Source organism: Polaromonas hydrogenivorans (assembly GCF_040105105.1).
Classification (GTDB): domain Bacteria; phylum Pseudomonadota; class Gammaproteobacteria; order Burkholderiales; family Burkholderiaceae_C; genus Polaromonas; species Polaromonas hydrogenivorans.
This window is the reverse complement of the sequence record NZ_CP157675.1, coordinates 4,262,478-4,284,278: the sequence shown is the minus strand read 5'-3', so window position 1 is coordinate 4,284,278 and position 21,801 is coordinate 4,262,478. Positions and strand designations below refer to the sequence as shown.

Sequence of the window (21,801 nt, the reverse complement as noted above, 5' to 3'; positions counted from 1 at the left end):
GATAATCAGCCCTGATTTTACAAACGGGTTTATCTCATACAAACGATGCGCCGCGCATCCCACTCCTCCTTTATTCTTTCCCCGGTGGCCCGTGCTGTCTCCCGGCTGGCGATGCTCGCCACGCTGGGGCTGGCCGCCGCCGGAGCAGGCCATGCGCAGGCGCCGGCCGGGGCCGAAAGCGCCGTTCCGGCCTCTCCGCTGACGCTCAAAAGCACGCCCATGCTGGCCGAGGGCGTTTCGAAAGCGCCGGAAGATGAAGGCCCGACGTTTGTCTTCGGCGACCGGATTTCAGGCCGGCCGGACCTGGAAACGGTGATCGAGGGCAATGCCGAACTGCGCCGTGGCGCCACGTCCATGCGCGCCGACCGCATCGAGTACTACCAGCCCGATGACCAGCTCAAGAGCACGGGCCATGTCCGCATCAACAACGCCGGCAACCGCTTTGAAGGCCCTGAGCTGCAGCTCAAGCTGGACCGTTTTGAAGGCTTTTTCACCACGCCGCGCTATTCTTTCCTGCAAAACGGCGGCAACGGCCAGGCCGAGCGGGTCGATTTCATCGACGACAAGCACCTGACCGCGCACCGCGCCACCTACACCACCTGCGAGCGCAACAACGAGGAAAGCTGGAAGCCCGCCTGGGAGCTGACCGCCACGCGCGTTGACTTTGACCTGGACCAGGAAGTCGGCGTGGCCACCGGCGCCGTCGTGCGCTTCAAGGACGTGCCGATCCTGGCCTTTCCCAAGGTCAGCTTTCCGCTCAGCGACAAGCGCAAGTCGGGCTTGCTGCCGCCCACGCTGGGCCTGGGTTCGCTCAACGGCCTTGAAATCCGCCAGCCGTATTACTTTGACATCGCGCCGAACCGGGATGCGACCTTTTCGCCCGCTGTCATGAGCAAGCGCGGCGTCGATCTGGCCGGCGAATTCCGCTACCTGGAGCCCACCTACAAGGGCCAGCTGAGCGCCAATGTGCTGCCTGGCGACAAGCTGCGGGGCCGTGACCGCTGGTCGTATTCGCTGCAGCATGTCGGTGCCATCGACACCGGCGTGTCGGCCATCGGCGGGGTGGGGCTGAACCTGAACCTGAACAAGGTCAGCGACAACGACTACTGGCGCGATTTTCCGGTCGCCACGGGCCAGGTCACGCAGCGGCTGCTGACCCAGGATGCGTCGCTGAGCTGGAGCAAGGGCTATTTTTCCTCGTCGGTGCGGGCGCTCAAGTGGCAGACGCTGCAGGATGTCAGCTCGCCGATCATCCCGCCCTATGACCGCCTGCCGCAACTGACCGCGGCCTATACCCGTTTCGATGCCCCGCTGCTCGGGCTGGGCAACGGGTTCGACTGGTCGGCCGAGGCTGATTTCACCCGTTTTTCGGCCGACCCGGCCTTGACCAAGCAGCCCAACGGCAGCCGCGCCTTCAGCCGGCTGCAGGTCAGCCGTCCGTGGCTGGCGCCGTGGGGCTACATCACACCCAAGGTGCAGCTGCATGCCAGCAGCTACCAGTTCGACTCGCCGCTGGCCAATGGCGCCACGTCGGCCTCGCGCGTGGTGCCGACCTTCAGCCTGGACGGCGGCCTGCAGTTCGAGCGCGATGCCAGCTACTTTGGCCGCAGCTTCACGCAGACGCTGGAGCCGCGCGCTTTTTATGTGCGCACGCCTTACCGCGACCAAAGCTTTCTGCCCAATTACGACTCGGGCGTCAACAGCTTCAACTTCGCCACCGTCTTCACCGAAAACGCCTTTGTCGGCAACGACCGCATCTCGGACGCCAATTTGCTGACCCTGGGCGTGACCTCGCGCCTGCTGGACCCGGCCACCGGCGCCGAGGCGGTGCGGCTGGGCATTGCCCAGCGCCTGCGCTTTGACGACCAGCGCGTCAGCCTGCCGGCGCTCGGCACCACGCCCGTGCCCGGCGCCTTGCCGGTGACCGACCGCGTCAGCGACCTGCTGGTGGGCGCATCGGTCAACTGGGTGCCGCAGTGGACGTTCGACAGCACGGTCCAGTACAACCCCAAGATCAGGCAGTCCGAGCTGGCCTCCATCGGCGTGCGCTACAACCCGGGCAACTACCGCACCGTCAGCGCCGCATTTCGCCGCCAGCGCAACATCAGCGAGCAGATCGACGTCGGCTGGCAGTGGCCCATCAACGACCTGTGGGGCGACAAGGGCCAGGACCTGGGCGCCGGACGCGGCCAGGGCGGCGGGCGCTACTACAGCGTGGGCCGGCTGAACTACAGCACGCTGGAGAAAAAGCTGGTCGATGCGGTGGTCGGCATTGAGTACGATGGCTGCTGCTGGATTGGCCGCGTGGTGCTGCAGCGCTCGCAAAACAGCACCGCGACCGCCAGCACCCGAATCCTGTTCCAGCTTGAAATGGTCGGTTTTTCGCGCATCGGCTCCAGCCCGCTCGAAACGCTCAAGACCAACGTCCCACGCTACCAGTACTTGCGTGACAAAATCAGCCCTCCCAGCCGCTTTACCACTTATGACTAAACACCGCTTTTTGACTGTCCGGCCGCTGGCCGCCGCGCTGGCGCTCGTGCTGGCGCTGCCCCTGGCCGCCGTGCAGGCCCAGCTCGCCCGGCCTTCGGCCACGCCGCGCCTGGTGGTGCCGGCCGCGCCGGCGGGCAATGTCGCGCCACGCGCAGGCGCCCAGCAGCAGGCCGACTTCATCGTGGTGGTGGTCAATTCCGAGCCGATCACCAACAATGAAGTGCGCACCAAGCTGATGCGGACCGAGCAGCAACTGAAGCAGCAGGGCATCGCCCTGCCGCCGCGCAGCGAGCTGCTGCCGCAGCTGCTGGAGCGCATGATCAGCGACAAGGCGCAGCTGCAGGCCGCGCAGGCAACGGGCCTGAAGATCGACGACAACGCCGTCGAGGGCGCGGTCCAGACGGTCGCCCGCCAGAACCAGATCACGGTCGATGAGTTGCGCCGCCGCCTGAAGGCCGACGGCATCGACTATGCCCAGTTCCGCTCGGAGATTCGTGACGAACTCTTGATCAGCCGGCTGCGCCAGCGCGAAGTCGAGTCGCGCATCAACGTCAGCGAGATGGAAATCGACGACTACCTGCGCAGCCAGGAAGGCAAGCCGGGCGCGGCCGGTGCGGCCCCGGCGGCGCTCAACCTGGCTGAAATCCTGGTGGCGGTGCCTGAAAATGCCACGCCCGACCAGGTCGCCAGCCTGCAGGCCAAGGCCCAGCAGGTGCTGGAGCGCGCCCGCTCCGGTGCCGACTTCGCCGCGCTGGCGACCGAGGCTTCGGCGGCGGCTTCGCGCAGCAATGGCGGCCAGATCGGCCTGCGCAGCGCCGACCGCTATCCGCCGCTGTTTGTCGAGGCGACGCAAAGCCTGCCCGCGGGCGGCCTGGCCGGTCCGGTGCGCAGCGCCGCCGGGTTTCACATCCTGAAGGTGATCGAGAAGCGGCAGGGCGGTTTGCCCGATGCGGTCATCACGCAAACCCATGCCCGCCACATCCTGCTGCGGCTGACGCCCCAGCTCACCGAAGCCGCCGCCGTGGAAAAACTCGCCGGCTTCAAGAAGCGCATCGTGGCCGGCCAGGCCGACTTTGCAGCCCTGGCGCGCGAAAACAGCCAGGATGCCTCGGCCAAGCAGGGCGGCGACCTGGGCTGGGTGCCTGGCGGCGCTTTCGTGCCGGAATTTGAAAAGGTCATGAACGCGCTGGCGCCCAACCAGATCTCCGACCCGCTGGTGTCGCGCTTCGGCGTTCACCTGGTGCAGGTGCTGGAACGCCGCGAGGCACCGGTTTCGCCGCGTGACCAGCGCGAGATGGTGCGCGGCCAGCTGCGCGAGAAAAAGCAGAACGAAGCCTATGTGCGCTGGGCCGAGGACATCCGCGGCCGCGCCTACGTGGAATTCCGCGAGCAACCCCAGTGAAGCACATTGCACGCAAACGCTTCGGCCAGCATTTCCTGACCGACCGGCTGATCATCGAAGGCATCGTGGAGGCGATTGCGCCTTTGCCCGGTCAGCCGATGGTCGAGATCGGGCCTGGCCTGGCCGCGATGACGCGGCCGCTGGTCGAGCGCCTCGGGCACCTGACGGTGATCGAGCTGGACCGCGACCTGGCGCGCCAGCTGCGCTCGCATCCGCAACTGACGGTCATCGAATCCGATGTGCTGCGGGTGGATTTCATGCAGCTGGCCGAGCAGGTCCAGTCCGCCTGCACGTTGCGCGGCGCTGCCCCGCAAACCCCCCGGCCTTGCAAATTGCGCGTGGTCGGCAATCTGCCCTACAACATCTCCACGCCCATCCTGTTTCACCTGCTTGATGCGGTCGAGGTGATTGAAGACCAGCATTTCATGCTGCAAAAGGAAGTCATCGACCGCATGGTCGCGTCGCCCTCGACCAGTGACTACGGCCGCCTGAGCGTGATGCTGCAGTGGCGCTATGCCATGGAAAATGTCTTGTATGTGCCGCCGCAGAGCTTTGACCCGCCGCCGCGCGTGGACAGCGCCATCGTGCGCATGGTGCCGCATGCCGATCCGGCCAGGCTGGACGTCAAGCTGCTCAGCGAGCTGGTGCGGGTCGCCTTCAGCCAGCGCCGCAAACTGCTGCGCCACACGCTGGGCCAATGGCTGGAGCAACATGCGTTTTCTGGCGAGTTCGACGTCAAGCGGCGCGCCGAAGAAGTTCCGGTGGCCGAGTACCTGGCGCTGGCGCAGCAGGTGCAGGCCGGAACGGCGCAGCCCGAAAAAATCGAACTGCTATAAAAAATGTAGCTTAAGGCGCTTGCTGGACAAGCGTAAAAGCCCTATTTGATCATAAAAAAACCCGCAAGTCGCGGGTTTTTTTATGGATGCCTGAAACCTGGGTTTCAGGCTGCCGCGAGCCAGTAGCTCGCATTGAACGGACTGCTCATGCGCAGCGCCAGTGGCGACACGTCAAGCAGTTTGTCGGTCGGCATCGGTTCTGCACCTTCTGCGACGACTTGCTGGGCCTCATTCGCCCGATCCCCTTGGCCAATGTCTGGGGAGCGGGCTACAGAAAAGAATAGAAGCATCTGAACGGTATCTTGCGATCCGCCCAGTAGTCGGCTGCATCCCGGAAGATGTCGAGCAGTTGCTCGCGTGCTTCCTTGTCGAATTTGGCATGCGCAGGAATCTGCTCCAGCACGACGATGAAGCCGGGCTGCGGGCCTGATTTGTGAACCAGGTCCGTCATGCAGTCGTACAAGGCATCGAAGTTCTTGCCGACATGCGCCGGGAAGGTGTACTGGGCCGCGATCATGTCCAGAATGTCCTGTTTGCTCTGGGCGTTGCCCAGGTTGGCATACAGAAAATGCTGGTTCAGCTTCGTGGCGGCGTCCTGCAATTCGGGCACACGGAAGGCGCGTATGGACTGAACAATGTTGGGCCGGATGCCCTTCAATGGTATTTCGTCGTCCTTACGAAGTGGTGTTTCCATCTCCGCTTCTCTTTCTCTTGAGTCAAAAGTCAAAATAACAACCACAGTCCTGGTTAGTGAACGATTTTGCGAAAACTCGCATAGTGATCTTGACATCCTCCCCACCATCAATGGCGGGGATTCCCTCTGCAGGACGGCCATGCCCGGCCGCATCAGCTTGCGCCGACTTCAGCAAAACGCCTACCTTTCGGATTCCCACAAGGGGCGGCGAATTACCGGAAATTTTTGTGCTGGATTCCGACTTCCTGCTAGCGGAAAAATTCGGAATCTTTTTAGCACTTGAAACCTGTCCTGGCACCGGGAGGCTCGCCAGACCCAGGGCTGAACCCGGAGACTGGCCGCTCACTTCGGGCCAATTCGTCGGGTTAACCCTTAAATTTCAAGAGGGGTAGTTTGCCGCATGCCGGGAAAAAAGGCAAGCGATTGCTGAAATTTTAGGCATTAAAAAGAGGGCTCTAAAGCCCTCTTTACTTGGTAATGCCTGACGGCTTTGACTTTAGCGTGCGGCGTTGGCGTCCGCGACCGTGAGTGCCGTCATGTTGACAATCCGGCGCACGGTGGCCGTTGGCGTCAGGATGTGCATCGGCTTGTTGGCGCCCAGCAGCACCGGGCCAATGGCAATGTTGCCGCCGGCTGCGGTCTTGAGCAGGTTGTAGGAAATGTTGGCGGCGTCAATATTGGGCAGCACCAGCAGGTTGGCTTCGCCGGTCAGCGTGCTGTTGGGCATGATGAGGCGGCGGCCCTCGGCATCCAGCGCCACGTCGCCATGCATTTCGCCATCGACTTCGAGCCAGGGCGTCTGCTCGCGCAGCAGTTCGAGCGTGCGGCGCATTTTCAGGGCGCTCGGGTGGTTGGACGAGCCGAAGTTGGAATGCGACAGCAGCGCGGCCTTGGGCTTGATGCCGAAGCGCATCATTTCCTCGGCCGCCATGGTGGTGATTTCGGCCAGCTGCTCGGCCGTCGGGTCGTAGTTGACGTGGGTGTCGAGCAGGAACACCTGGCGGCCGGGCAGCATCAGCCCGTTCATACAGGCATAGGTATTGACGCCTTCGCGCTTGCCGATGACCTGGTCCAGATAGGCCAGATGATGGGCCGTCGTGCCCCAGGTGCCGCAGATCAGGCCGTCCACATCGCCCTTGAGCAGCAGCATGCCAGCAATCAAGGTCAGGCGGCGGCGCATTTCAATCTTGGCCATCTGCGCCGTCACGCCGCTGCGCTCGGTCAGGCGGTGGTAGGTCTGCCAGAAGTCGCGGTAGCGGTGGTCCTGCTCGACATTGACCACGTCGTAGTCGAGTTCTTCCTTCAGGCGCAGGCCGAACTTTTCAATCCGCTGGGCGATGATGGCCGGGCGGCCGATCAGCGTGGGCCGGGCCAGGTTTTCGTCCACCACGATCTGGCAGGCGCGCAGCACGCGCTCTTCCTCGCCTTCGGCATAGGCCACGCGCTTGCGGGCCGCGACCTTGGCCGCCGTGAAAATCGGCTTCATGATCGTGCCGGAGGCATAGACAAAGCTTTGCAGGCGCTCGCGGTAGTGGTCCATGTCGGCGATGGGCCGCAGCGCCACGCCGCTGTCGGCAGCGGCCTGCGCCACCGCCGGTGCAATCTTCATCATCAGGCGCGGATCAAACGGCTTGGGAATCAGGTATTCAGGGCCGAAGGTCAGCTTTTCGCCGATGTAGGCGGCGGCGACCACTTCGCTCTGCTCGGCCTGCGCCAGCTCGGCAATGGCGTGGACGGCGGCGATTTCCATCTCGATGGTGATGGTCGATGCGCCGGCATCCAGTGCGCCGCGAAAGATATACGGGAAGCACAGGACGTTGTTGACCTGGTTCGGGTAGTCGCTGCGGCCGGTGGCGATGATGGCGTCATCGCGCACCGATTTGACATCTTCGGGCGTGATTTCCGGGTTCGGGTTGGCCAGCGCAAAAATGATGGGGCGGGCCGCCATCTTCGCGACCATCTCTTTCTTCAGCACGCCGCCGGCTGAAAGACCCAGAAAGACATCCGCGCCTTCGATGATTTCGCCCAGCGTGCGGGCTTGCGTGGGCTGGGCGAACTGGATCTTGTCCTCATCCATCAGCTCGGTGCGGCCTTCATAGACCACGCCGGCCAGGTCGGTCACGTAGATGTTCTCGCGCGGAATGCCCAGCTTGAGCAGCAGGCCCAGGCAGGCCAGCGCCGCCGCGCCCGCGCCAGAGGTCACGAGCTTGACTTTTTTCGGGTCCTTGCCGGCGACCTTCAGGGCGTTGATCATGGCCGCGCCGACGGTGATGGCCGTGCCGTGCTGGTCGTCGTGAAAGACCGGGATTTTCATGCGCTTGCGCAGCTCGCGCTCGACATAAAAGCAGTCCGGCGCCTTGATGTCTTCGAGGTTGATGGCGCCGAAGGTCGGCTCCAGCGAGGCGATGATCTCAACCAGTTTGGCCGGGTCTTTCTCGTCGATCTCGATGTCGAACACATCGACGCCGGCGAACTTCTTGAACAGCACGCCCTTGCCCTCCATGACCGGCTTGGAGGCCAGCGGGCCGATGTCGCCCAGGCCCAGAACCGCCGTGCCGTTGGTGATGACGGCGACCAGGTTGCCCCGGCTGGTGTATTTGAAGGCGGCGTTCGGGTCCTTGACGATTTCCTCGCAGGGCGCGGCCACGCCGGGCGAATAGGCCAGCGCCAGATCGCGCTGGTTGGTCAGCTGCTTGGTGGCGGAAATGGCAATCTTGCCGGGGGTTGGAAACTCATGGTATTCCAGCGCGGCGCGGCGCAGTTCGGCGCGCTTTTCGTTGCGCTCGGTATCAAGATCGTGGGGCATCGCAGCGGATGGGGTGAGCATTGATAAGTCTCCAGCTAGGACGGTCAGTGCGGCCGTCAACTCGTTTGTACGGTTTGCGATTGTAGGCCGCACCTAGAGCAGAAACAGGGTCGAAATCCATGCGCCGGGACGATGTATTTTTGATTTTTTTGCACGCATCACCGCTTTGCTGGATTCGTGCGCGTGATGCTTTTTTGCAAAAGACAGAAGCAATCTATTGGTGTTAACCCGTATATGGCTTGGGTTGTACCTTTTGTAGAATAGGTTGTACTTATTTTTAAAAGGTGCAACCCATGTCCACAGTCACGCTCGGCCTGAAGGTTGATGAGGCGCTTCGAGCCCGTATCAGGGAAGCCGCTGCCCAGCAAGGCCGAGCTCCCCACTGGCTGATCAAGCAGGCCGTTTTGCAGTATGTGGAAAGTATCGAGCGGGGCCTGTTGCCGCAAGGTGCAACCCTGGGTGCAACCAATGGCGTCCAGACGGCCGGACTTGACGATGCCGACCAGCCGCTCCTGCCGGCCAGTGCCACGCTTTCCGCGCAGCCCTTTCTCGACTGGGCGCAAAACGTCTTGCCGCAGACCAGCCTGCGCGCCGCCGTCACCGCCGCCTGGCACCGGCCCGAGGAAGAGTGCCTGCCCATGCTGGTGCAACTCGCGCACACCAGCGATGCCACCCAGCGCGCCGCCATCGAAAATATTGCCACGCAGCTCGTGAAAGGCCTGCGCGGCAAGAAAGACGCCGGCGGCGTGGAGGCGCTGGTGCAGGAATTCTCGCTCTCCAGCCAGGAAGGCGTGGCGCTGATGTGCCTGGCCGAGGCGCTGCTGCGCATTCCCGACAACGCCACGCGCGACGCGCTGATCCGCGACAAGATCAGCCGGGGCGACTGGCATGCGCACCTGGGCAATTCGCCGTCGATGTTTGTCAACGCCGCCGTCTGGGGGCTGATGCTGACCGGCAAGCTGACGGCCACCAGCAGCGAGAAAAGCCTGGGCTCGTCGCTGACCCGGCTGATCGGCAAGGGCGGCGAGCCGCTGATCCGCCAGGGCGTGCACCGCGCCATGAAGCTCATGGGCGAGCAGTTCGTGACCGGCCAGACCATCTCCGAAGCGCTGGCCAACAGCCGCGCGCTGGAAAAGGCCGGCTTTCGCTATTCCTACGACATGCTGGGCGAAGCCGCCGCGACCGAGCAGGATGCCGAGCGCTACCTGGCGTCCTACGAGCAGGCCATCCATGCCATCGGCAAGGCGTCGCACGGGCGCGGCATCCATGAAGGACCGGGCATTTCCGTCAAGCTGTCGGCGCTGCATCCGCGCTACAGCCGCGCCCAGCGCGACCGGGTGATGGACGAGCTGCTGCCGCGCCTGCTGAAGCTCACGCTGCTGGCGCGCCGGTACGACATCGGCCTGAACATCGACGCCGAGGAGGCCGACCGGCTGGAGTTGTCGCTCGACCTGCTCGAAAGCCTGTGCTTCGACCCGGCGCTCAGGGGCTGGAACGGCATCGGCTTCGTGGTGCAGGCCTACCAGAAGCGCTGCCCCTACGTGATCGACTACCTCATCGACCTGGCCCGGCGCAGCAGCCACAGGCTGATGGTGCGGCTGGTCAAGGGCGCCTACTGGGACAGCGAGATCAAGCGCGCGCAGCTCGACGGCCTCGATGGCTACCCGGTGTTCACGCGCAAGGTGCACACCGACGTGTCCTACCTGGCCTGCGCGCGCAAGCTGCTGGCCGCGCCCGACGCCGTTTACCCGCAGTTCGCCACCCACAACGCGCAGACTGTGGCAAGCATCTACCACATGGCCGGTGGCAACTACTACAGCGGCCAGTACGAATTCCAGTGCCTGCACGGCATGGGCGAGCCGCTGTATGAGCAGGTCACGGGCAGCGCCGCCGACGGCAAGCTGGCCCGGCCCTGCCGCATCTACGCCCCGGTCGGCACGCACGAGACGCTGCTGGCCTACCTGGTGCGCCGCCTGCTGGAGAACGGCGCCAACACCTCGTTCGTGAACCGCATCGGCGATGCCAGCGTGCCGGTGGCCGAACTGGTCGTGGACCCGGTGGCGGAGGTGCGGCAGATCGCGCTTGAAACCGGCCGGCTGGGCGCGCCGCACCCGAAGATCGCGCTGCCGCGCCAGCTGTTCGCCGACCTGGGCGCGCAGTCGCGGCTGAACTCGGCCGGCCTGAACCTGGCGCACGAGCAGCAACTGGCGTCGCTCGCCGCCGGCCTGCTGCGCAGCACCCAGGTCACTTACGCCGCAGCGGCCAGCGTTGCCGACGTTTCATCCTTCGATCCGGACAAGGCCGTAGCCGACGGCTGGCAGCCGGTCTTGAACCCGGCCGACACGCGCGACCAGGTCGGCTGGGTGCGCCCGGCCACGGCGCAGGAGGTCGAGCAGGCCGTCAGCCGCGCCGCCCGCGCCGCGCAGATCTGGCAGGGCACGCCGCCGCAGGAGCGCGCCGCCTGCCTGAATCGCGCCGCCGACCTGCTGGAGCAGCGCACGCAAAGCCTGCTCGGCCTGATCGTGCGCGAAGCCGGCAAGTCGCTGCCCAATGCGATTGCCGAGGTGCGCGAGGCGGTGGACTTTCTGCGCTACTACGCCGCCCAGGTCGAGGCGACCTTCGACAACGACTCGCACCGCCCGCTCGGCGTGGTGCTGTGCATCAGCCCGTGGAACTTCCCGCTGGCCATCTTCGCCGGCCAGGTCGCCGCCGCGCTGGCCAGCGGCAACTGCGCGCTGGCCAAGCCGGCCGAGCAGACGCCGCTGGTCGCTGGCGTGATTGTGAACATCCTGCATGAAGCCGGTGTGCCGCAGGATGCCGTGCAACTGGTGCCCGGCGCCGGCGACAGCGTGGGCGCGGCGCTGGTGGCAGACCGCCAAGTGGCCGGCGTGATGTTCACCGGCTCGACCGAGGTGTCGCGGCTCATCGCGCAGACGCTGGCCCAGCGCCTGAGCCCGCAGGGCCGTCCGATTGCGCTGATCGCCGAGACCGGCGGCCAGAACGCACTGGTGGCCGACTCGTCGGCGCTGGCCGAGCAGCTGGTCGGCGATGTGCTGGCCTCAAGCTTTGATTCGGCCGGCCAGCGCTGCTCTGCGCTGCGCCTGCTGTGCATCCAGGAAGACGGCGCCGAGCGCGTGGTCAATATGATCAAGGAAGCCATGCGCGAGTGGGTCATGGGCAACCCCGACCGCATGCACACCGATGTCGGCCCGGTGATCGACGAGGACGCGCGCGTCCAGATCGAGCAGCACATTGCCGCCATGCAGGCGGAAGGCCAGAGTGTCACCCGCATGGCGCGCGATGAAAGCGCCGGCCAGGGCCATTTCGTGATGCCGGCGCTGATCGAGATCGACAGCATCAAGCGCCTCAAGCGCGAAGTGTTCGGCCCGGTGCTGCATGTGCTGCGCTACCGCCGCGAGCAATTGGGCGAGGTGCTGGACGCGATCAACGCCACCGGCTACGGCCTGACCTTCGGCGTGCACAGCCGCATCGACGAAACCATTGCCCAGGTCACGCAGAAGGTGCAGGCCGGCAATATCTACGTCAACCGCAACGTGATTGGCGCGGTGGTCGGCGTGCAGCCCTTCGGCGGCATGGGCCTGTCCGGCACCGGCCCCAAGGCGGGCGGACCGCTCTACCTTTACCGCCTGCTGCAGGCTGGCCAGTCGCAGGGCAACCTGGCGCTGGCCGCGCTGCCGGCGATGCCGGTCAGCCGCATGTCTGCGCCCGCCATCGGGCGCGACCCGGCCGATGTGCCCGCGCTGAAGGCGCTGCAAAGCCTGGGCGCTGCATTGCAAGGCCCCCAATTTGCCGCGCTGGCGGGCTGGCAGGGCAGCGGCGATGCCGCCCGGGCCGTGGCCGCGTGCGACGCCTACCGCACCAGCAGCGTGCTGGGCCAGCTGTTCACCTTGCCTGGACCCACTGGCGAGTCGAACCGCTACCAGCTGCTGCCGCGCGGCGCCGTCTGGGCGGCGCCGCAGACCGCGCTCGGCCTGGTGCACCATGTGGCGGCGGCGCTGGCCAGCGGCAACCCGTGCTGGCTGGAGACGCCCGCGCCCCACAGCGCCGTGGCGCAGGCGCTGGCGGCCCTGCCACCCGAGGCGCGGGGCTTTGTCGAGTCACGCAGCGCCGCGCAGCTGCTGGGCGAGACGCAGCTGAGCGCGATGCTGTTCGAGGGCGACGGCGACGCGCTGCAGGCCTTGCTGCCGCGCGTCGCGCAGCGTCCCGGCGCCCTCGTGCGCATCGAGAACCTGACGCCGGCGCAACTGGCCGACGGTGCCCTGTACGACGTGAGCGCGCTGATGCATGAGCAGAGCATCAGCACCAACACCGCAGCCGCCGGCGGCAACGCGCAACTCATGACGATGGGCTGATCCATAGGCGGGCTGCAGGGGATTCTTCCGGTTTTTAGTGATGAAATATGCCTTTTGCGCAATAGGCACGGGCGTAAGCAGCTATCAATAAAATAGTGTCGAAGGCGCAGGCCATGTTTGCGCCTTTTTCAGCGTTCCCCTGAACCGGCTTCGCGGGCCAGCCAGCGCAGGTTCACGGTGCGTTCAGGATACCCACTGCTGTTCCATCGGCGGCCAGCGTTTCGCCTTTTCGCTCGACGAGCAACCCATACGCTTCGGGCCTGCGGTGCAGGTCGAAGTTGAAGGTGGTGCGCTTGTAGATGGCGCAAAAATCCAGGTCGCAGCGGGCAATCGCCACTTCGTCGCCCTTGGTGATGCAGCGGGCCACGACTTCGCCCGACGGCGCGACGATGCAGCTGCCGCCAATGCTGTCCACGCCTTCTTCCAGGCCGGCCTTGGCCACGCCGACGACCCAGGTGCCGTTCTGGTAGGCGCCGGCCTGCATCGACAGCTGGTTCTGGAACAGCGACAGGTCATCGTGCTGCGGCGCCGGGGCATTGTGGACCGGCGTGTTGTAGCCGATCAGCACCATCTCCACGCCTTGCAGCCCCATGGCCCGGTAGGTCTCGGCCCAGCGCCTGTCGTTGCAGATCGCCATGCCAAAAATGCCGCCGAACGCCGGGGTCACGCCAAAATGGTTGCCGGGCGTGAAGTAGCGTTTTTCAAGGTGCTGGAAGCGCCGCCACGGTTCATGCTCGGCGTGGCCCGGCAAATGCACCTTGCGGTATTTGCCGATGATCTCGCCCTGGCGGTTGACGATGATGGAGGTGTTGTAGCGCACCGCCTTGCCTTGCTCCTGCGCCAGTTCGGCATAGCCGATGTAAAAGCCCATGCCCAGCTCGCGCGCCAGGTCAAACAGCGGCTGCGTCGCGGCAGACGGCATCTCGCGCTCGAAAAAGCTGTTGATCTCTTCCTCGTCCTCGATGTACCAGCGCGGAAAGAAGGTGGTCAGCGCGAGTTCGGGGAAAACGATCAGGTGCGCGCCGAGCGCGTGCGCTTCACGCATCAAGGCGCACAGGCGGCTAACGACCTGCTGGCGCGAATCCGCGCGCTGGATGGGGCCGAGCTGGCCCAGCGCCACATTCACAAATCGGGACATTGCAAGACTCCAGTCAATTCAAATAAAAAGGGGATCATTTCAAACACCACGCTGGGCTAGCCGCATCAGCACCTGCAGCAAGACCTGCGCGCCCCGCGCCAGGTCGTCGGGCTCGGTGAACTCGTTCACGTTGTGGCTCAGTCCATTGACGCTGGGCACGAAAATCATCCCGGCGGGGCAGACCCGCGCCAGCATTTGCGCGTCGTGCCCGGCGCCGCTGGGCAGGCGCAGGGCTGACAGCCCCAGCGCCTGGGTTTCCTGCTCGATCAGCTTGACCACCAGCGGATCGAACGCCACCGGCTCGAAGCGCGCCAGGCGCCGATGGCTGCACGCAACACCTTGCGCCGCCGCGCACTGCGCGGCGAACGCATGCACCTCGGCCTCGGCGCAGGCCAGCGTGGCCTCGTCGGTGTTGCGCAGGTCCACCGTGAACACGGCGCGCTGGGCAATCACGTTGACCAGGTTGGGCGACAGCTGGATCGAGCCCACGGTCGCCAGCTGGCGGCCGCCGTAACGCAAGGCCAGTTCATGAACAAAAGCCGCGACGCGCACCGCCACCACGCCCGCGTCATGGCGCAGGGCCATGGGCGTCGTGCCGGCATGGTTGGACACGCCTTCAATCGTGAACTCGGTCCACGAGATGCCCTGAACGCCCTCGACCACGCCGATCTGCACGCCTTGCTGGTGCAGCACCGGACCCTGCTCGATGTGCAGTTCCACGAAGCTGTCCACCACCGGGCAGCCGATGGCCGCCGGCCCCTGGTAGCCGATACGCCGCAGTTCCTCCCCGACCGTGCAGCCGTCTGCGGCCCGGGTGGCCAGCGCCTGCGCCAGCGGCAGGCCGCCGACGTACACCAGGCTGCCCATCATGTCGGGCTGAAAGCGCGCGCCTTCCTCGTTGGTGAAGAACGCGACCGCAATCGGCCGGCGCGGCCGCACGCCTGCATCGCGCAGCGTGGCCACCACCTCCAGGCCGGCCAGGACGCCGTAGTTGCCGTCGTACAGCCCGCCGGTGCGCACGGTGTCGATATGCGAGCCCGTCATGACCGGCGGCAGGTCTTCGGTGCCGGCGTACACCGCCATGACGTTGCCGATGGCGTCGATGGTGACCGCCATGCCCAACTCGCGCATGCGCGCCACCGTCCATTCGCGGCCGAGCCGGTCGGCGTCGGTCAGCGCCAGCCGGTTCACGCCGCCGCCCTCCAGCGCGCCGACTTGCCCCAGTGCCGCCAGGCTTTGCGCCAGCCGCTGGGGGCTGATTTCCAGGTCGTCGAGGGGGCTCATGCCTGCGCCCCGAGGACGTCGGCCGCGCTGGCGCCGACCAGCTGCCGGTAAAGCGCCGGGTCCGTGTCGGCTTCGCTGCCAAAGAACAGAATCCGGCTTTCGGCATTGATTCCGAACGCGGCCCGGGCTTCGGGGTTGCTGGCGATGCCGATGGCCGCAGCCAGCCCGGCCACTGCCGATTCGCCGGCCACAATGGCGGCGTCGTTCCCTGGCGGATGCGCGAGCAGCCGCATCACCGCCACGGCCGCGTCGTCGTCCACTGTGCAGAAGGCGTTGGCGCCGCGTTCCAGGATGTCCCAGGCCAGCAGCGACACCTCACCGCAGGCCAGGCCGGCCATCAGCGTGTCCAGCTCGCCCGTGACCGCCGTGAGTTGGCCGTTGCGCGCGCTTTGCAGCAGGCAGTCGGCGCGGGTCGGCTCCACCACCGTGAAGAAGGGCCGCCGCTGCGCGTCGCGCTCCCAGAAATAGGCGCAGACGGCTGCGGCAAATCCGCCCACGCCGGCTTGCACGAAGACATGCGTGGGCCATGCGTCAAGCTGCTGGACGACCTCCTGGACCATCAGCTGATAGCCCTGCATGACGTCGCGCGGAACGTCCATGTAGCCGGGATAGGACGTGTCGGAGATGACATGCCAGCCCTTGGCCCGGGCGTCGCGGTCGGCCTGCCGCACGGCGTCGTCGTAGTTGCCTTCGGTGCGCACCACCTGCGCGCCATAGCGTTCGATGGCCTGCCTGCGCCCGTCGCTGACCGAGGCGTGAATGTAGATCACGCAGCGGCAGCCGAACAGCTGCGCGCCCCAGGCCACCGACCGGCCATGGTTGCCGTCGGTGGCGCAGGTCACCGTGATGCTTGAAGCGGCCTGGCGCAACTCGCCCTGCAGCAGGTCGGACGGGTTCACGACCCGGCCCAGCCGCTTCCCCAGCACGCGGCACAGCAGCCGGCCGACCGCGTAGGCGCCCCCGAGGGCCTTGAAGCTGCCCAGGCCGAAGCGCGAGCCTTCGTCCTTGTAATTGATTGAGGCGACGCACAGCGCAGCGGCCAGATCGCCCAGCGAATGCCGGGGCGTGACCTGGTAGCCAGGCCAGGCGGTGATTTCCTGCCCGGCACTGGCCAGCGCGCCGGCGTTGAGGATGCTGGCGCGCTGCTCGCCATAGGGCTCCTCGCGCTGGAACGCCGGGTTGAGAAAGTAGTCAGTTGAAATGGAAGGAAGGCTGTGCATGGGAAGGCTCGCTCGGTGGGGTTCAGGAATCGGTTTCCAGATCGCCGAGCGCCGCATGCAGGCTCTCGATCCGGGACATGCGGGCGCGGGCCTGCTTGGGCGTGCGCGCGGCCATCGACGTGGCCAGGTAGTTCATGAGGCTGACGGCGCTGACATAGGAGTCAAACACCTGCTCGGTCTGGTTGGGGCAGTGCAATATCGCCGCCGCCTGGCTCGCCAGCGCGGACAGCGGCGTGTCGGTCAGCAGCAGCACGCGTGCGCCGGTGCTGCGGGCGGCCGCGACGATCCGTGGCAGCCGGCTGGTGCGCCGGCGAAAGTCCACGGCCAGCAGCACGTCCTTGTCATTCAGGTCGGCCAAAATTTCCGCTTCACGGCCTGACAGCTCGTTCAGCAAATTCACGTCATGCCGCACCTGCGACAGCAAGGCGCTGGCATAAAACGCGGTCATGCAGCCGTTGCGGTAGCCGACGATCCAGACCCGGCGCGCGCGAACCAGCAACTCAAGCGCCTGCTCCAGCACGTCCTGCGTGAGGCCGTCGAGCAGGCTGCCCAGGCGCGCCACGTCATTTTGCACATGCGCCTGCAACGAGGCCGATTCCGATGGGCGCGCAGGCGTGCGGCCGATGCGGGCCAGCGGCGACTGCTGCGACACCTGGGCGCGGACCTGCTGCCGGAAGTCGCTGAATCCGGCGTAGCCCAGACGGCGAAAAAACCGTGCCGCACTGGCCTTGGAGGCACCGGCCAGGCCCGCCAGCTCGGTGGCCGAATAGGCCAGCAAATCCTTTTTCCGTGCGATGACCACGTCCGCCAGCCTGCGGTCTGTCGCCGAAAGCTGGTCATAGACCTTCAGCAGCCGGGCATCGAGGGGTTCGGTCTCTTTTTTCATGTCATTGCGCCTGGTTCGTGCATGCATCACCAACTTGATGCATGGCATGCACAAGTTTGGAACATAAGTTCCAAGTGTTTTGAATTTGAGAAATTATTGTTTCATTGATCATGCCCGGTTCTAGCAAGACCGGTGCCCGCGCCTTGGCGCTTGGCGGGCATGCGCTGCGAGCGGGACGAGCCCGCCTGATTCAAATGCCGTCGTGGGCGCATGGCATGCAATTTGCCTAAAGAGCCCTGTGTTCATCAATTTTTTGGGAAGCCAAGCATCATGAAATTCAAGTTCGCCACGGCGCTCACCGGCCTGCTCGCCGGACTCGCTCTCCTGACGTCCGTGCCGGCCCAGGCCGACGATTCGCTCACGGCCATCATGGCCAGGAAGTCCATCTCGCTGGGCATCGCCACCGACTTTCCTCCCTACGGCTTCATGAGTCCCGACTTCAAGCCGCAGGGCCTGGATGTGGCGGTGGCGCAGCTGATCGCCGACAAGCTCGGCGTCAAGGCCGAAATGACGCCGGTCAGCACGCCCAACCGGATTCCCTACCTGCAGACCAAAAAAATCGACCTGATCGTCTCGGCGCTCGGCAAGAACCCGGAGCGTGCCAAGGTGATCGACTTTTCGGTGGCCTACGCACCGTTCTACCAGGCCGTCTTTGGCCCCAAGGCGCTCAGCATCAAGAGTTTCCAGGATCTGGCGGGCAAGTCGATTGCCGTGACGCGCGGCACGATTCAGGATGACGTGCTGCAGCAGGTGGCGCCGCCTACGCTGAAGATCCAGCGCTTTGAAGACGACAACTCGACGGTGGCGGCTTTCGTGTCGCAGCAAACGCAACTGCTGGCGACCGGCGCCGCCGTGGCCGGGGTGGCGATCCAGAAGAATCCGCAAATCCAGGCCGAGTACAAGCTGCTGCTGAAGGACTCGCCCAATTTCATCGGTGCGCGCAAGGGCGAAACCGCATTGCTCGACAAGGTCAACGAGATCCTGCGCCAGGCCAAGGCCGATGGCACGCTCAACACCTACGCGCAGCGCTGGCTGGGTCGCGGCCTGGGCGAGCTTCCGGAATAAGCAAGCGCCGGGACAAGCCGGGCGTGCATGAACGGCCCGGCTTGCCCCCTTTCGCACATTGCGCCTTCACGCCTTCAATTCCTTGCTGACTCACCAACCGGCCTGACACCATGAGCCTGGATTTTCTTGTTGTGCTGGGCCAGTGGCCCATGCTGTTGAGGGGCCTGGCGCTGACCGCCCTGCTGACCGCCGTCGCGGCGCCGGTGGGCACCTGTCTGGGCATCGCCTGCGCCTGGTCGCGGGTGCATGGCCCCGCCTGGCTGCGCGCCATGGTCGGCGCCTATGTGGAACTGGTCCGCAACACGCCGTTCATCATCCAGCTGTTCTTCATCTTTTTCGGCCTTCCCGCCATGGGCGTGAAGCTGTCGCCCGAGACCGCCAGCATGCTGGCCATGGTCCTGAACCTGGGGGCCTATGCCTGCGAGATCGTCCGCGCGGGCATCGAGTCCACGCACCCCGGCCAGATCGAGGCGGCGCAAAGCCTGGCGCTGAACCGCTGGCAGATCTTCACCCGGGTGGTGCTGCCGCCGTCGCTGGAGCGCGTGTGGCCCGCGCTGGTCAGCCAGATCATCATCGTGATGCTGGGCTCGGCGGTGTGCGGCCAGATCTCCACCGAGGAAATCTCCTATGCCGCCAACCTCATCTCCAGCCGCACCTTTCGCAGCATGGAGTCCTACATCCTCGTGACGCTGGTTTACCTCGGCCTGGCCGTGCTGGTGCGGCAGGTGCTCCACTGGGCCGGGCCGCGTTTCATATTCGGCCCTTGAGCCAGGAAGACACTCCATGGTCGATTTTTCCTTGTGGGACATCGTGCGCAACCTCCTGCTGGCCTTGCGCTGGACGGTGGCGCTGTCGCTGATTGCCTTTGCGGGCGGCGGCATCGTCGGGCTGGTGCTGCTCATCGCCAGGCTCTCGAAGCTGCCGGGCGCCGCGCGCTGCGTTGCGCTGTATGTGCAGGTGTTTCAGGGAACGCCGCTGCTGATGCAGCTGTTCCTGACTTATTTCGGGCTGTCGATGCTGGGCGTCAACACCTCGGCGCTGGTGGCCGCCTCGGTCTGCCTGACGCTTTACGCCAGCGCCTACCTGACCGAAATCTGGCGCGGCTGCGTGCTGTCGATTCCACGCGGCCAGTGGGAAGCGGCGGCCAGCCTGGCGATGAATTTCGGCGAGCAGCTGCGCCACATCGTGCTGCCGCAGGCCGCGCGCATTGCCATCGGCCCGACGGTCGGCTTCCTGATCCAGATCATCAAGGGAACGGCGCTGGCCTCGGTGATCGGTTTCGTGGAAATCACCAAGGCCGGCCAGATGATTGCCAATGCCACCTACGAGCCCTTCCTGGTGTATGGCTGCGTCGGCCTGATGTATTTCGCCCTGTGCTTTCCGCTGTCGGTATGGAGCCGCAACCTTGAACGAAAACTCAGCCCCAGGCGCTGAACCCAACACCCATGACCCTGCAAACAAACCCATCCAAGACCATTCCCCTGGTGGACATCCGTGGCCTGCGCAAGCGCTACGGCACGAACGAAGTCCTCAAGGGCATCGACCTGCAGATAGAGCGCCGCGAGGTGGTCTGCATCATCGGCAAGAGCGGCTCGGGCAAGAGCACGCTGCTGCGCTGCATCAACGGCCTGGAGGAGTTCCAGGAAGGCGTGCTCACGGTGCATGGCCAGGCGCTGAAGATCAACGACCCGCACGCCATGCGCGAGCTGCGCCAGAACGTGGGCATGATCTTCCAGAGCTTCAACCTGTTTCCGCACCTGACGGTCGGCCAGAACGTGATGCTCGCGCCCATGCTGGTCAAGGCGCTTCCCAAAGCTGAAGCCCGCCGGCGCGCCGAGCAGCTGCTGGCGCGGGTCGGGCTGGCGGAAAAGTTTGACCACCGCCCCGAGCAGCTCTCGGGCGGGCAGCAGCAGCGCGTGGCCATTGCCCGCGCGCTGGCCATGAACCCCGAGGTGCTGCTCTGCGATGAAGTCACCTCCGCGCTGGACCCCGAGCTTGTCGGCGAGGTGCTGCAAGTCGTGGAAGACCTGGCGGAGCAAGGCATGACCCTGATGCTGGTGACGCACGAGATGAACTTTGCCCGCAAGGTCAGTGATCGCGTGGTCTTTATGCACCAGGGAAAAGTTCATGAAATGGGGCCGCCAGAGGTGCTTTTCAGCCGTCCGAAAACGCCGGAACTGCAGCAATTCCTGTCGGCCCTGTGAGCGACCGCTTGCCGGATCGCTCGCTTGCGGCGGGTGTCAGCGGTCCGGTTCGGCGGGCGATGAAATATTGCCCAGCGAGGTGGCCACATCGGCATCGACATCCGGGTCCTTGGCGGCAATGTCACCGATGGAAAGGATGCCGATCAGCCTGTCCTGCGCGTCCACCACCGGCATGCGGCGAATCTGGTTTTCGCCCATGATGTCGAGGACGTCCTCCACATCATCGTCTTCGCGCGCGGTGCGCACATGGCTGCTCATCACGTCGGCCAGCGCCGTCGTTTTGGCATCGAGTCCCTGGGCCACGCCGCGAACGACGATGTCGCGGTCGGTCACCATGCCGATCAGTTTGTCGCCCGCGCAGACGGGAATCACGCCCACATTGAGTTCCTCCATGGCCTGCGCGGCTTGCACCACGGTATCGGTCGGGCGCAGGCTGCGCGCGCCACGGGTCATGACTTCTGAAACGGTTGTCATCGGGAAACTCCTTGCGTTGGACCGGCAGGCTGCCGGGTCGTGTGTCAGCTTAATGGGTCTGTGCGGCCTGGCTATCGGCCGCCTCGCAAGCTGGCGTAGGACGGCAACGCAATGACCCGGCGGTGTGCCGCACGGCTTGTCTCGATCTCCTGTTTGGCGCAAAATGCGCCAAACAGGAGATTATTCATGACCTCGCCATCCACCGGTTTTTCATCCGTCAAACTCCCTGCCGCCCTGGTGCAGCAAGCCCGCGCGGCGGCCCAGCCGCTGCGTCGCTCCGTCGCCGGCCAGGTCGAATACTGGGCCACGCTGGGCCGGGTCGTCGAGCACAGCGGCCTGACGGCGCAGGAGGCGCGGGCGGCAATTGAAGGCTACGAGGCGGCGGCGAAAAAGTCGCGCGAAAAAGAACCCGATTCGCTGGACGCACTGAAAATGCGGGTGCTCGCGGCCAGCACCAGCGGAGTTTTGCAAACCCATATCCGCACCATTGTTGAAGATAACCGCCAGCAGGCCGTGCAACGGGCTGCTGCTTGAATCCACCGATTTTTCATCTTCTGGCCGGACCCAACGGCGCTGGAAAATCGACGCTCTACCGCGCCTTGGTGTCGAGCGGCACCCTGGACCGTGCGCTGGAGTTTGTGAACGCTGACCTGTACGAACGCAACCATTTGCGGCACATCGCTGATTTGCAGAAGCGCTCCGAAGCTGCACGCGAATGGGCTGACGCGCGGCGGGAGGCATTGCTCAATGCCAGGGTCGGGTTTGTCAGTGAAACCGTTTTTTCGCACGAATCAAAACTGGGCCTTATCCGCCACGCGCAATCGCTGGGTTATCAGGTGGTCTTTTATGTGGTGTCTCTCGATGATCCACAGCGCCTGCTGGCGCGTGTCAGCCAGCGCGTCCAGGAAGGTGGCCATAGCTCCCGGCAA

The 21,801-nt window shown here is 65.1% G+C and carries 16 protein-coding genes and 1 pseudogene; 10 read left to right on the top strand and 7 right to left on the bottom strand.

The window, feature by feature from the left end; translation table 11 throughout:
• Positions 1-45 precede the first annotated feature (45 nt).
• From ABLV49_RS20450 to rsmA, 3 genes are read left to right on the top strand one after another with little or no spacing between them, the layout of a single operon-like run.
• Positions 46-2,490, top strand: coding sequence for an LPS-assembly protein LptD (locus tag ABLV49_RS20450; RefSeq protein ID WP_349279388.1), 2,445 nt, complete (start codon positions 46-48; stop codon positions 2,488-2,490).
• A complete protein-coding gene (locus ABLV49_RS20445) occupies positions 2,483-3,892 on the top strand; it encodes a peptidylprolyl isomerase (RefSeq protein ID WP_349279386.1) in 1,410 nt (469 codons plus the stop codon). The genes ABLV49_RS20450 and ABLV49_RS20445 overlap by 8 nt, the downstream gene beginning before the upstream one ends.
• On the top strand, positions 3,889-4,728 hold the full coding sequence (gene rsmA / locus ABLV49_RS20440) for a 16S rRNA (adenine(1518)-N(6)/adenine(1519)-N(6))-dimethyltransferase RsmA (protein ID WP_349279384.1): 840 nt from the start codon (positions 3,889-3,891) through the stop codon (positions 4,726-4,728). The genes ABLV49_RS20445 and rsmA overlap by 4 nt, the downstream gene beginning before the upstream one ends.
• A gap of 268 nt (positions 4,729-4,996) precedes the next feature.
• Here rsmA and ABLV49_RS20435 read toward each other — a convergent pair whose 3' ends face one another.
• Positions 4,997-5,422, bottom strand: a complete 426-nt coding sequence (locus ABLV49_RS20435; RefSeq protein ID WP_349279382.1) for a barstar family protein — start codon at positions 5,420-5,422, stop codon at positions 4,997-4,999.
• A gap of 496 nt (positions 5,423-5,918) precedes the next feature.
• The gene (locus ABLV49_RS20430) at positions 5,919-8,249 is read right to left on the bottom strand and encodes an NADP-dependent malic enzyme (RefSeq protein ID WP_349279380.1); all 2,331 of its coding nucleotides are present in this window, start codon (positions 8,247-8,249) and stop codon (positions 5,919-5,921) included.
• 272 nt (positions 8,250-8,521) lie between these two features.
• On the opposite strand from ABLV49_RS20430, the gene putA reads away from it, so the two are divergent.
• The gene (putA, locus tag ABLV49_RS20425) at positions 8,522-12,601 is read left to right on the top strand and encodes a trifunctional transcriptional regulator/proline dehydrogenase/L-glutamate gamma-semialdehyde dehydrogenase (RefSeq protein WP_349279379.1); all 4,080 of its coding nucleotides are present in this window, start codon (positions 8,522-8,524) and stop codon (positions 12,599-12,601) included.
• Between the two features lie 172 nt (positions 12,602-12,773).
• Here putA and ABLV49_RS20420 read toward each other — a convergent pair whose 3' ends face one another.
• Genes ABLV49_RS20420 through ABLV49_RS20405 form a run of 4 tightly spaced genes read right to left on the bottom strand, consistent with a single transcriptional unit; the run spans position 12,774 to position 17,129 of the window.
• Positions 12,774-13,739, bottom strand: coding sequence for an N-carbamoyl-D-amino-acid hydrolase (locus tag ABLV49_RS20420; protein WP_349279377.1), 966 nt, complete (start codon positions 13,737-13,739; stop codon positions 12,774-12,776).
• A 39-nt stretch (positions 13,740-13,778) separates the two neighbouring features.
• Positions 13,779-15,023 carry a Zn-dependent hydrolase gene (locus tag ABLV49_RS20415; RefSeq protein ID WP_349279375.1) on the bottom strand — a complete coding sequence of 415 codons (1,245 nt, stop codon included), beginning with the start codon at positions 15,021-15,023 and terminating at the stop codon, positions 13,779-13,781.
• Positions 15,020-16,243 carry a diaminopropionate ammonia-lyase gene (locus ABLV49_RS20410; protein WP_349279374.1) on the bottom strand — a complete coding sequence of 408 codons (1,224 nt, stop codon included), beginning with the start codon at positions 16,241-16,243 and terminating at the stop codon, positions 15,020-15,022. The genes ABLV49_RS20415 and ABLV49_RS20410 overlap by 4 nt, the downstream gene beginning before the upstream one ends.
• Before the next feature lie 22 nt (positions 16,244-16,265).
• Complete coding sequence (locus ABLV49_RS20405; RefSeq protein ID WP_349279372.1) at positions 16,266-17,129, bottom strand: MurR/RpiR family transcriptional regulator; 864 nt, start codon at positions 17,127-17,129, stop codon at positions 16,266-16,268.
• Between the two features lie 270 nt (positions 17,130-17,399).
• Here ABLV49_RS20405 and ABLV49_RS20400 point away from each other — a divergent pair, with 270 nt between their 5' ends.
• The 4 genes from ABLV49_RS20400 to ABLV49_RS20385 all read left to right on the top strand — a co-directional run bounded on the left by ABLV49_RS20400 (position 17,400) and on the right by ABLV49_RS20385 (position 20,398).
• Entirely contained in the window at positions 17,400-18,194 is a 795-nt protein-coding gene (locus ABLV49_RS20400) for a transporter substrate-binding domain-containing protein (RefSeq protein WP_349279370.1), read from the top strand.
• A 110-nt stretch (positions 18,195-18,304) separates the two neighbouring features.
• Positions 18,305-18,961, top strand: a complete 657-nt coding sequence (locus ABLV49_RS20395; RefSeq protein ID WP_349279368.1) for an amino acid ABC transporter permease — start codon at positions 18,305-18,307, stop codon at positions 18,959-18,961.
• 16 nt (positions 18,962-18,977) lie between these two features.
• Positions 18,978-19,628, top strand: coding sequence for an amino acid ABC transporter permease (locus ABLV49_RS20390; RefSeq protein WP_349279366.1), 651 nt, complete (start codon positions 18,978-18,980; stop codon positions 19,626-19,628).
• 11 nt (positions 19,629-19,639) lie between these two features.
• Positions 19,640-20,398, top strand: coding sequence for an amino acid ABC transporter ATP-binding protein (locus ABLV49_RS20385; RefSeq protein WP_349279364.1), 759 nt, complete (start codon positions 19,640-19,642; stop codon positions 20,396-20,398).
• 36 nt (positions 20,399-20,434) lie between these two features.
• On the opposite strand, the gene ABLV49_RS20380 is transcribed toward ABLV49_RS20385, so the two are convergent.
• Positions 20,435-20,872 (bottom strand): CBS domain-containing protein, encoded by a 438-nt coding sequence (locus ABLV49_RS20380; protein ID WP_349279362.1) that lies wholly within the window; start codon positions 20,870-20,872, stop codon positions 20,435-20,437.
• Between the two features lie 186 nt (positions 20,873-21,058).
• Here ABLV49_RS20380 and ABLV49_RS20375 point away from each other — a divergent pair, with 186 nt between their 5' ends.
• Together ABLV49_RS20375 and ABLV49_RS20370 are read left to right on the top strand one after the other, a co-directional pair.
• Positions 21,059-21,406 (top strand): TA system antitoxin ParD family protein, encoded by a 348-nt coding sequence (locus ABLV49_RS20375; RefSeq protein WP_349279360.1) that lies wholly within the window; start codon positions 21,059-21,061, stop codon positions 21,404-21,406.
• A pseudogene (locus ABLV49_RS20370) lies at positions 21,403-21,735 on the top strand (zeta toxin family protein); the annotation flags it as partial. The gene ABLV49_RS20375 and the pseudogene ABLV49_RS20370, both read left to right, overlap by 4 nt.
• Positions 21,736-21,801: the final 66 nt, after the last annotated feature.

Excerpts from the sequence above, each read along its gene's own strand:
- ABLV49_RS20435 (WP_349279382.1), bottom strand. The coding sequence starts at position 5,422 with ATGGAAACACCACTTCGTAAGGACGACGAAATACCATTGAAGGGCATC.
- ABLV49_RS20375 (WP_349279360.1), top strand. The coding sequence starts at position 21,059 with ATGACCTCGCCATCCACCGGTTTTTCATCCGTCAAACTCCCTGCCGCC.
- ABLV49_RS20390 (WP_349279366.1), top strand. The coding sequence starts at position 18,978 with ATGGTCGATTTTTCCTTGTGGGACATCGTGCGCAACCTCCTGCTGGCC.
- ABLV49_RS20400 (WP_349279370.1), top strand. The coding sequence starts at position 17,400 with ATGAAATTCAAGTTCGCCACGGCGCTCACCGGCCTGCTCGCCGGACTC.
- ABLV49_RS20395 (WP_349279368.1), top strand. The coding sequence starts at position 18,305 with ATGAGCCTGGATTTTCTTGTTGTGCTGGGCCAGTGGCCCATGCTGTTG.
- ABLV49_RS20430 (WP_349279380.1), bottom strand. The coding sequence starts at position 8,249 with ATGCTCACCCCATCCGCTGCGATGCCCCACGATCTTGATACCGAGCGC.
- ABLV49_RS20410 (WP_349279374.1), bottom strand. The coding sequence starts at position 16,243 with ATGCACAGCCTTCCTTCCATTTCAACTGACTACTTTCTCAACCCGGCG.
- ABLV49_RS20405 (WP_349279372.1), bottom strand. The coding sequence starts at position 17,129 with ATGAAAAAAGAGACCGAACCCCTCGATGCCCGGCTGCTGAAGGTCTAT.
- ABLV49_RS20385 (WP_349279364.1), top strand. The coding sequence starts at position 19,640 with ATGACCCTGCAAACAAACCCATCCAAGACCATTCCCCTGGTGGACATC.
- ABLV49_RS20450 (WP_349279388.1), top strand. The coding sequence starts at position 46 with ATGCGCCGCGCATCCCACTCCTCCTTTATTCTTTCCCCGGTGGCCCGT.
- putA (WP_349279379.1), top strand. The coding sequence starts at position 8,522 with ATGTCCACAGTCACGCTCGGCCTGAAGGTTGATGAGGCGCTTCGAGCC.
- ABLV49_RS20445 (WP_349279386.1), top strand. The coding sequence starts at position 2,483 with ATGACTAAACACCGCTTTTTGACTGTCCGGCCGCTGGCCGCCGCGCTG.
- ABLV49_RS20415 (WP_349279375.1), bottom strand. The coding sequence starts at position 15,023 with ATGAGCCCCCTCGACGACCTGGAAATCAGCCCCCAGCGGCTGGCGCAA.
- ABLV49_RS20420 (WP_349279377.1), bottom strand. The coding sequence starts at position 13,739 with ATGTCCCGATTTGTGAATGTGGCGCTGGGCCAGCTCGGCCCCATCCAG.
- ABLV49_RS20380 (WP_349279362.1), bottom strand. The coding sequence starts at position 20,872 with ATGACAACCGTTTCAGAAGTCATGACCCGTGGCGCGCGCAGCCTGCGC.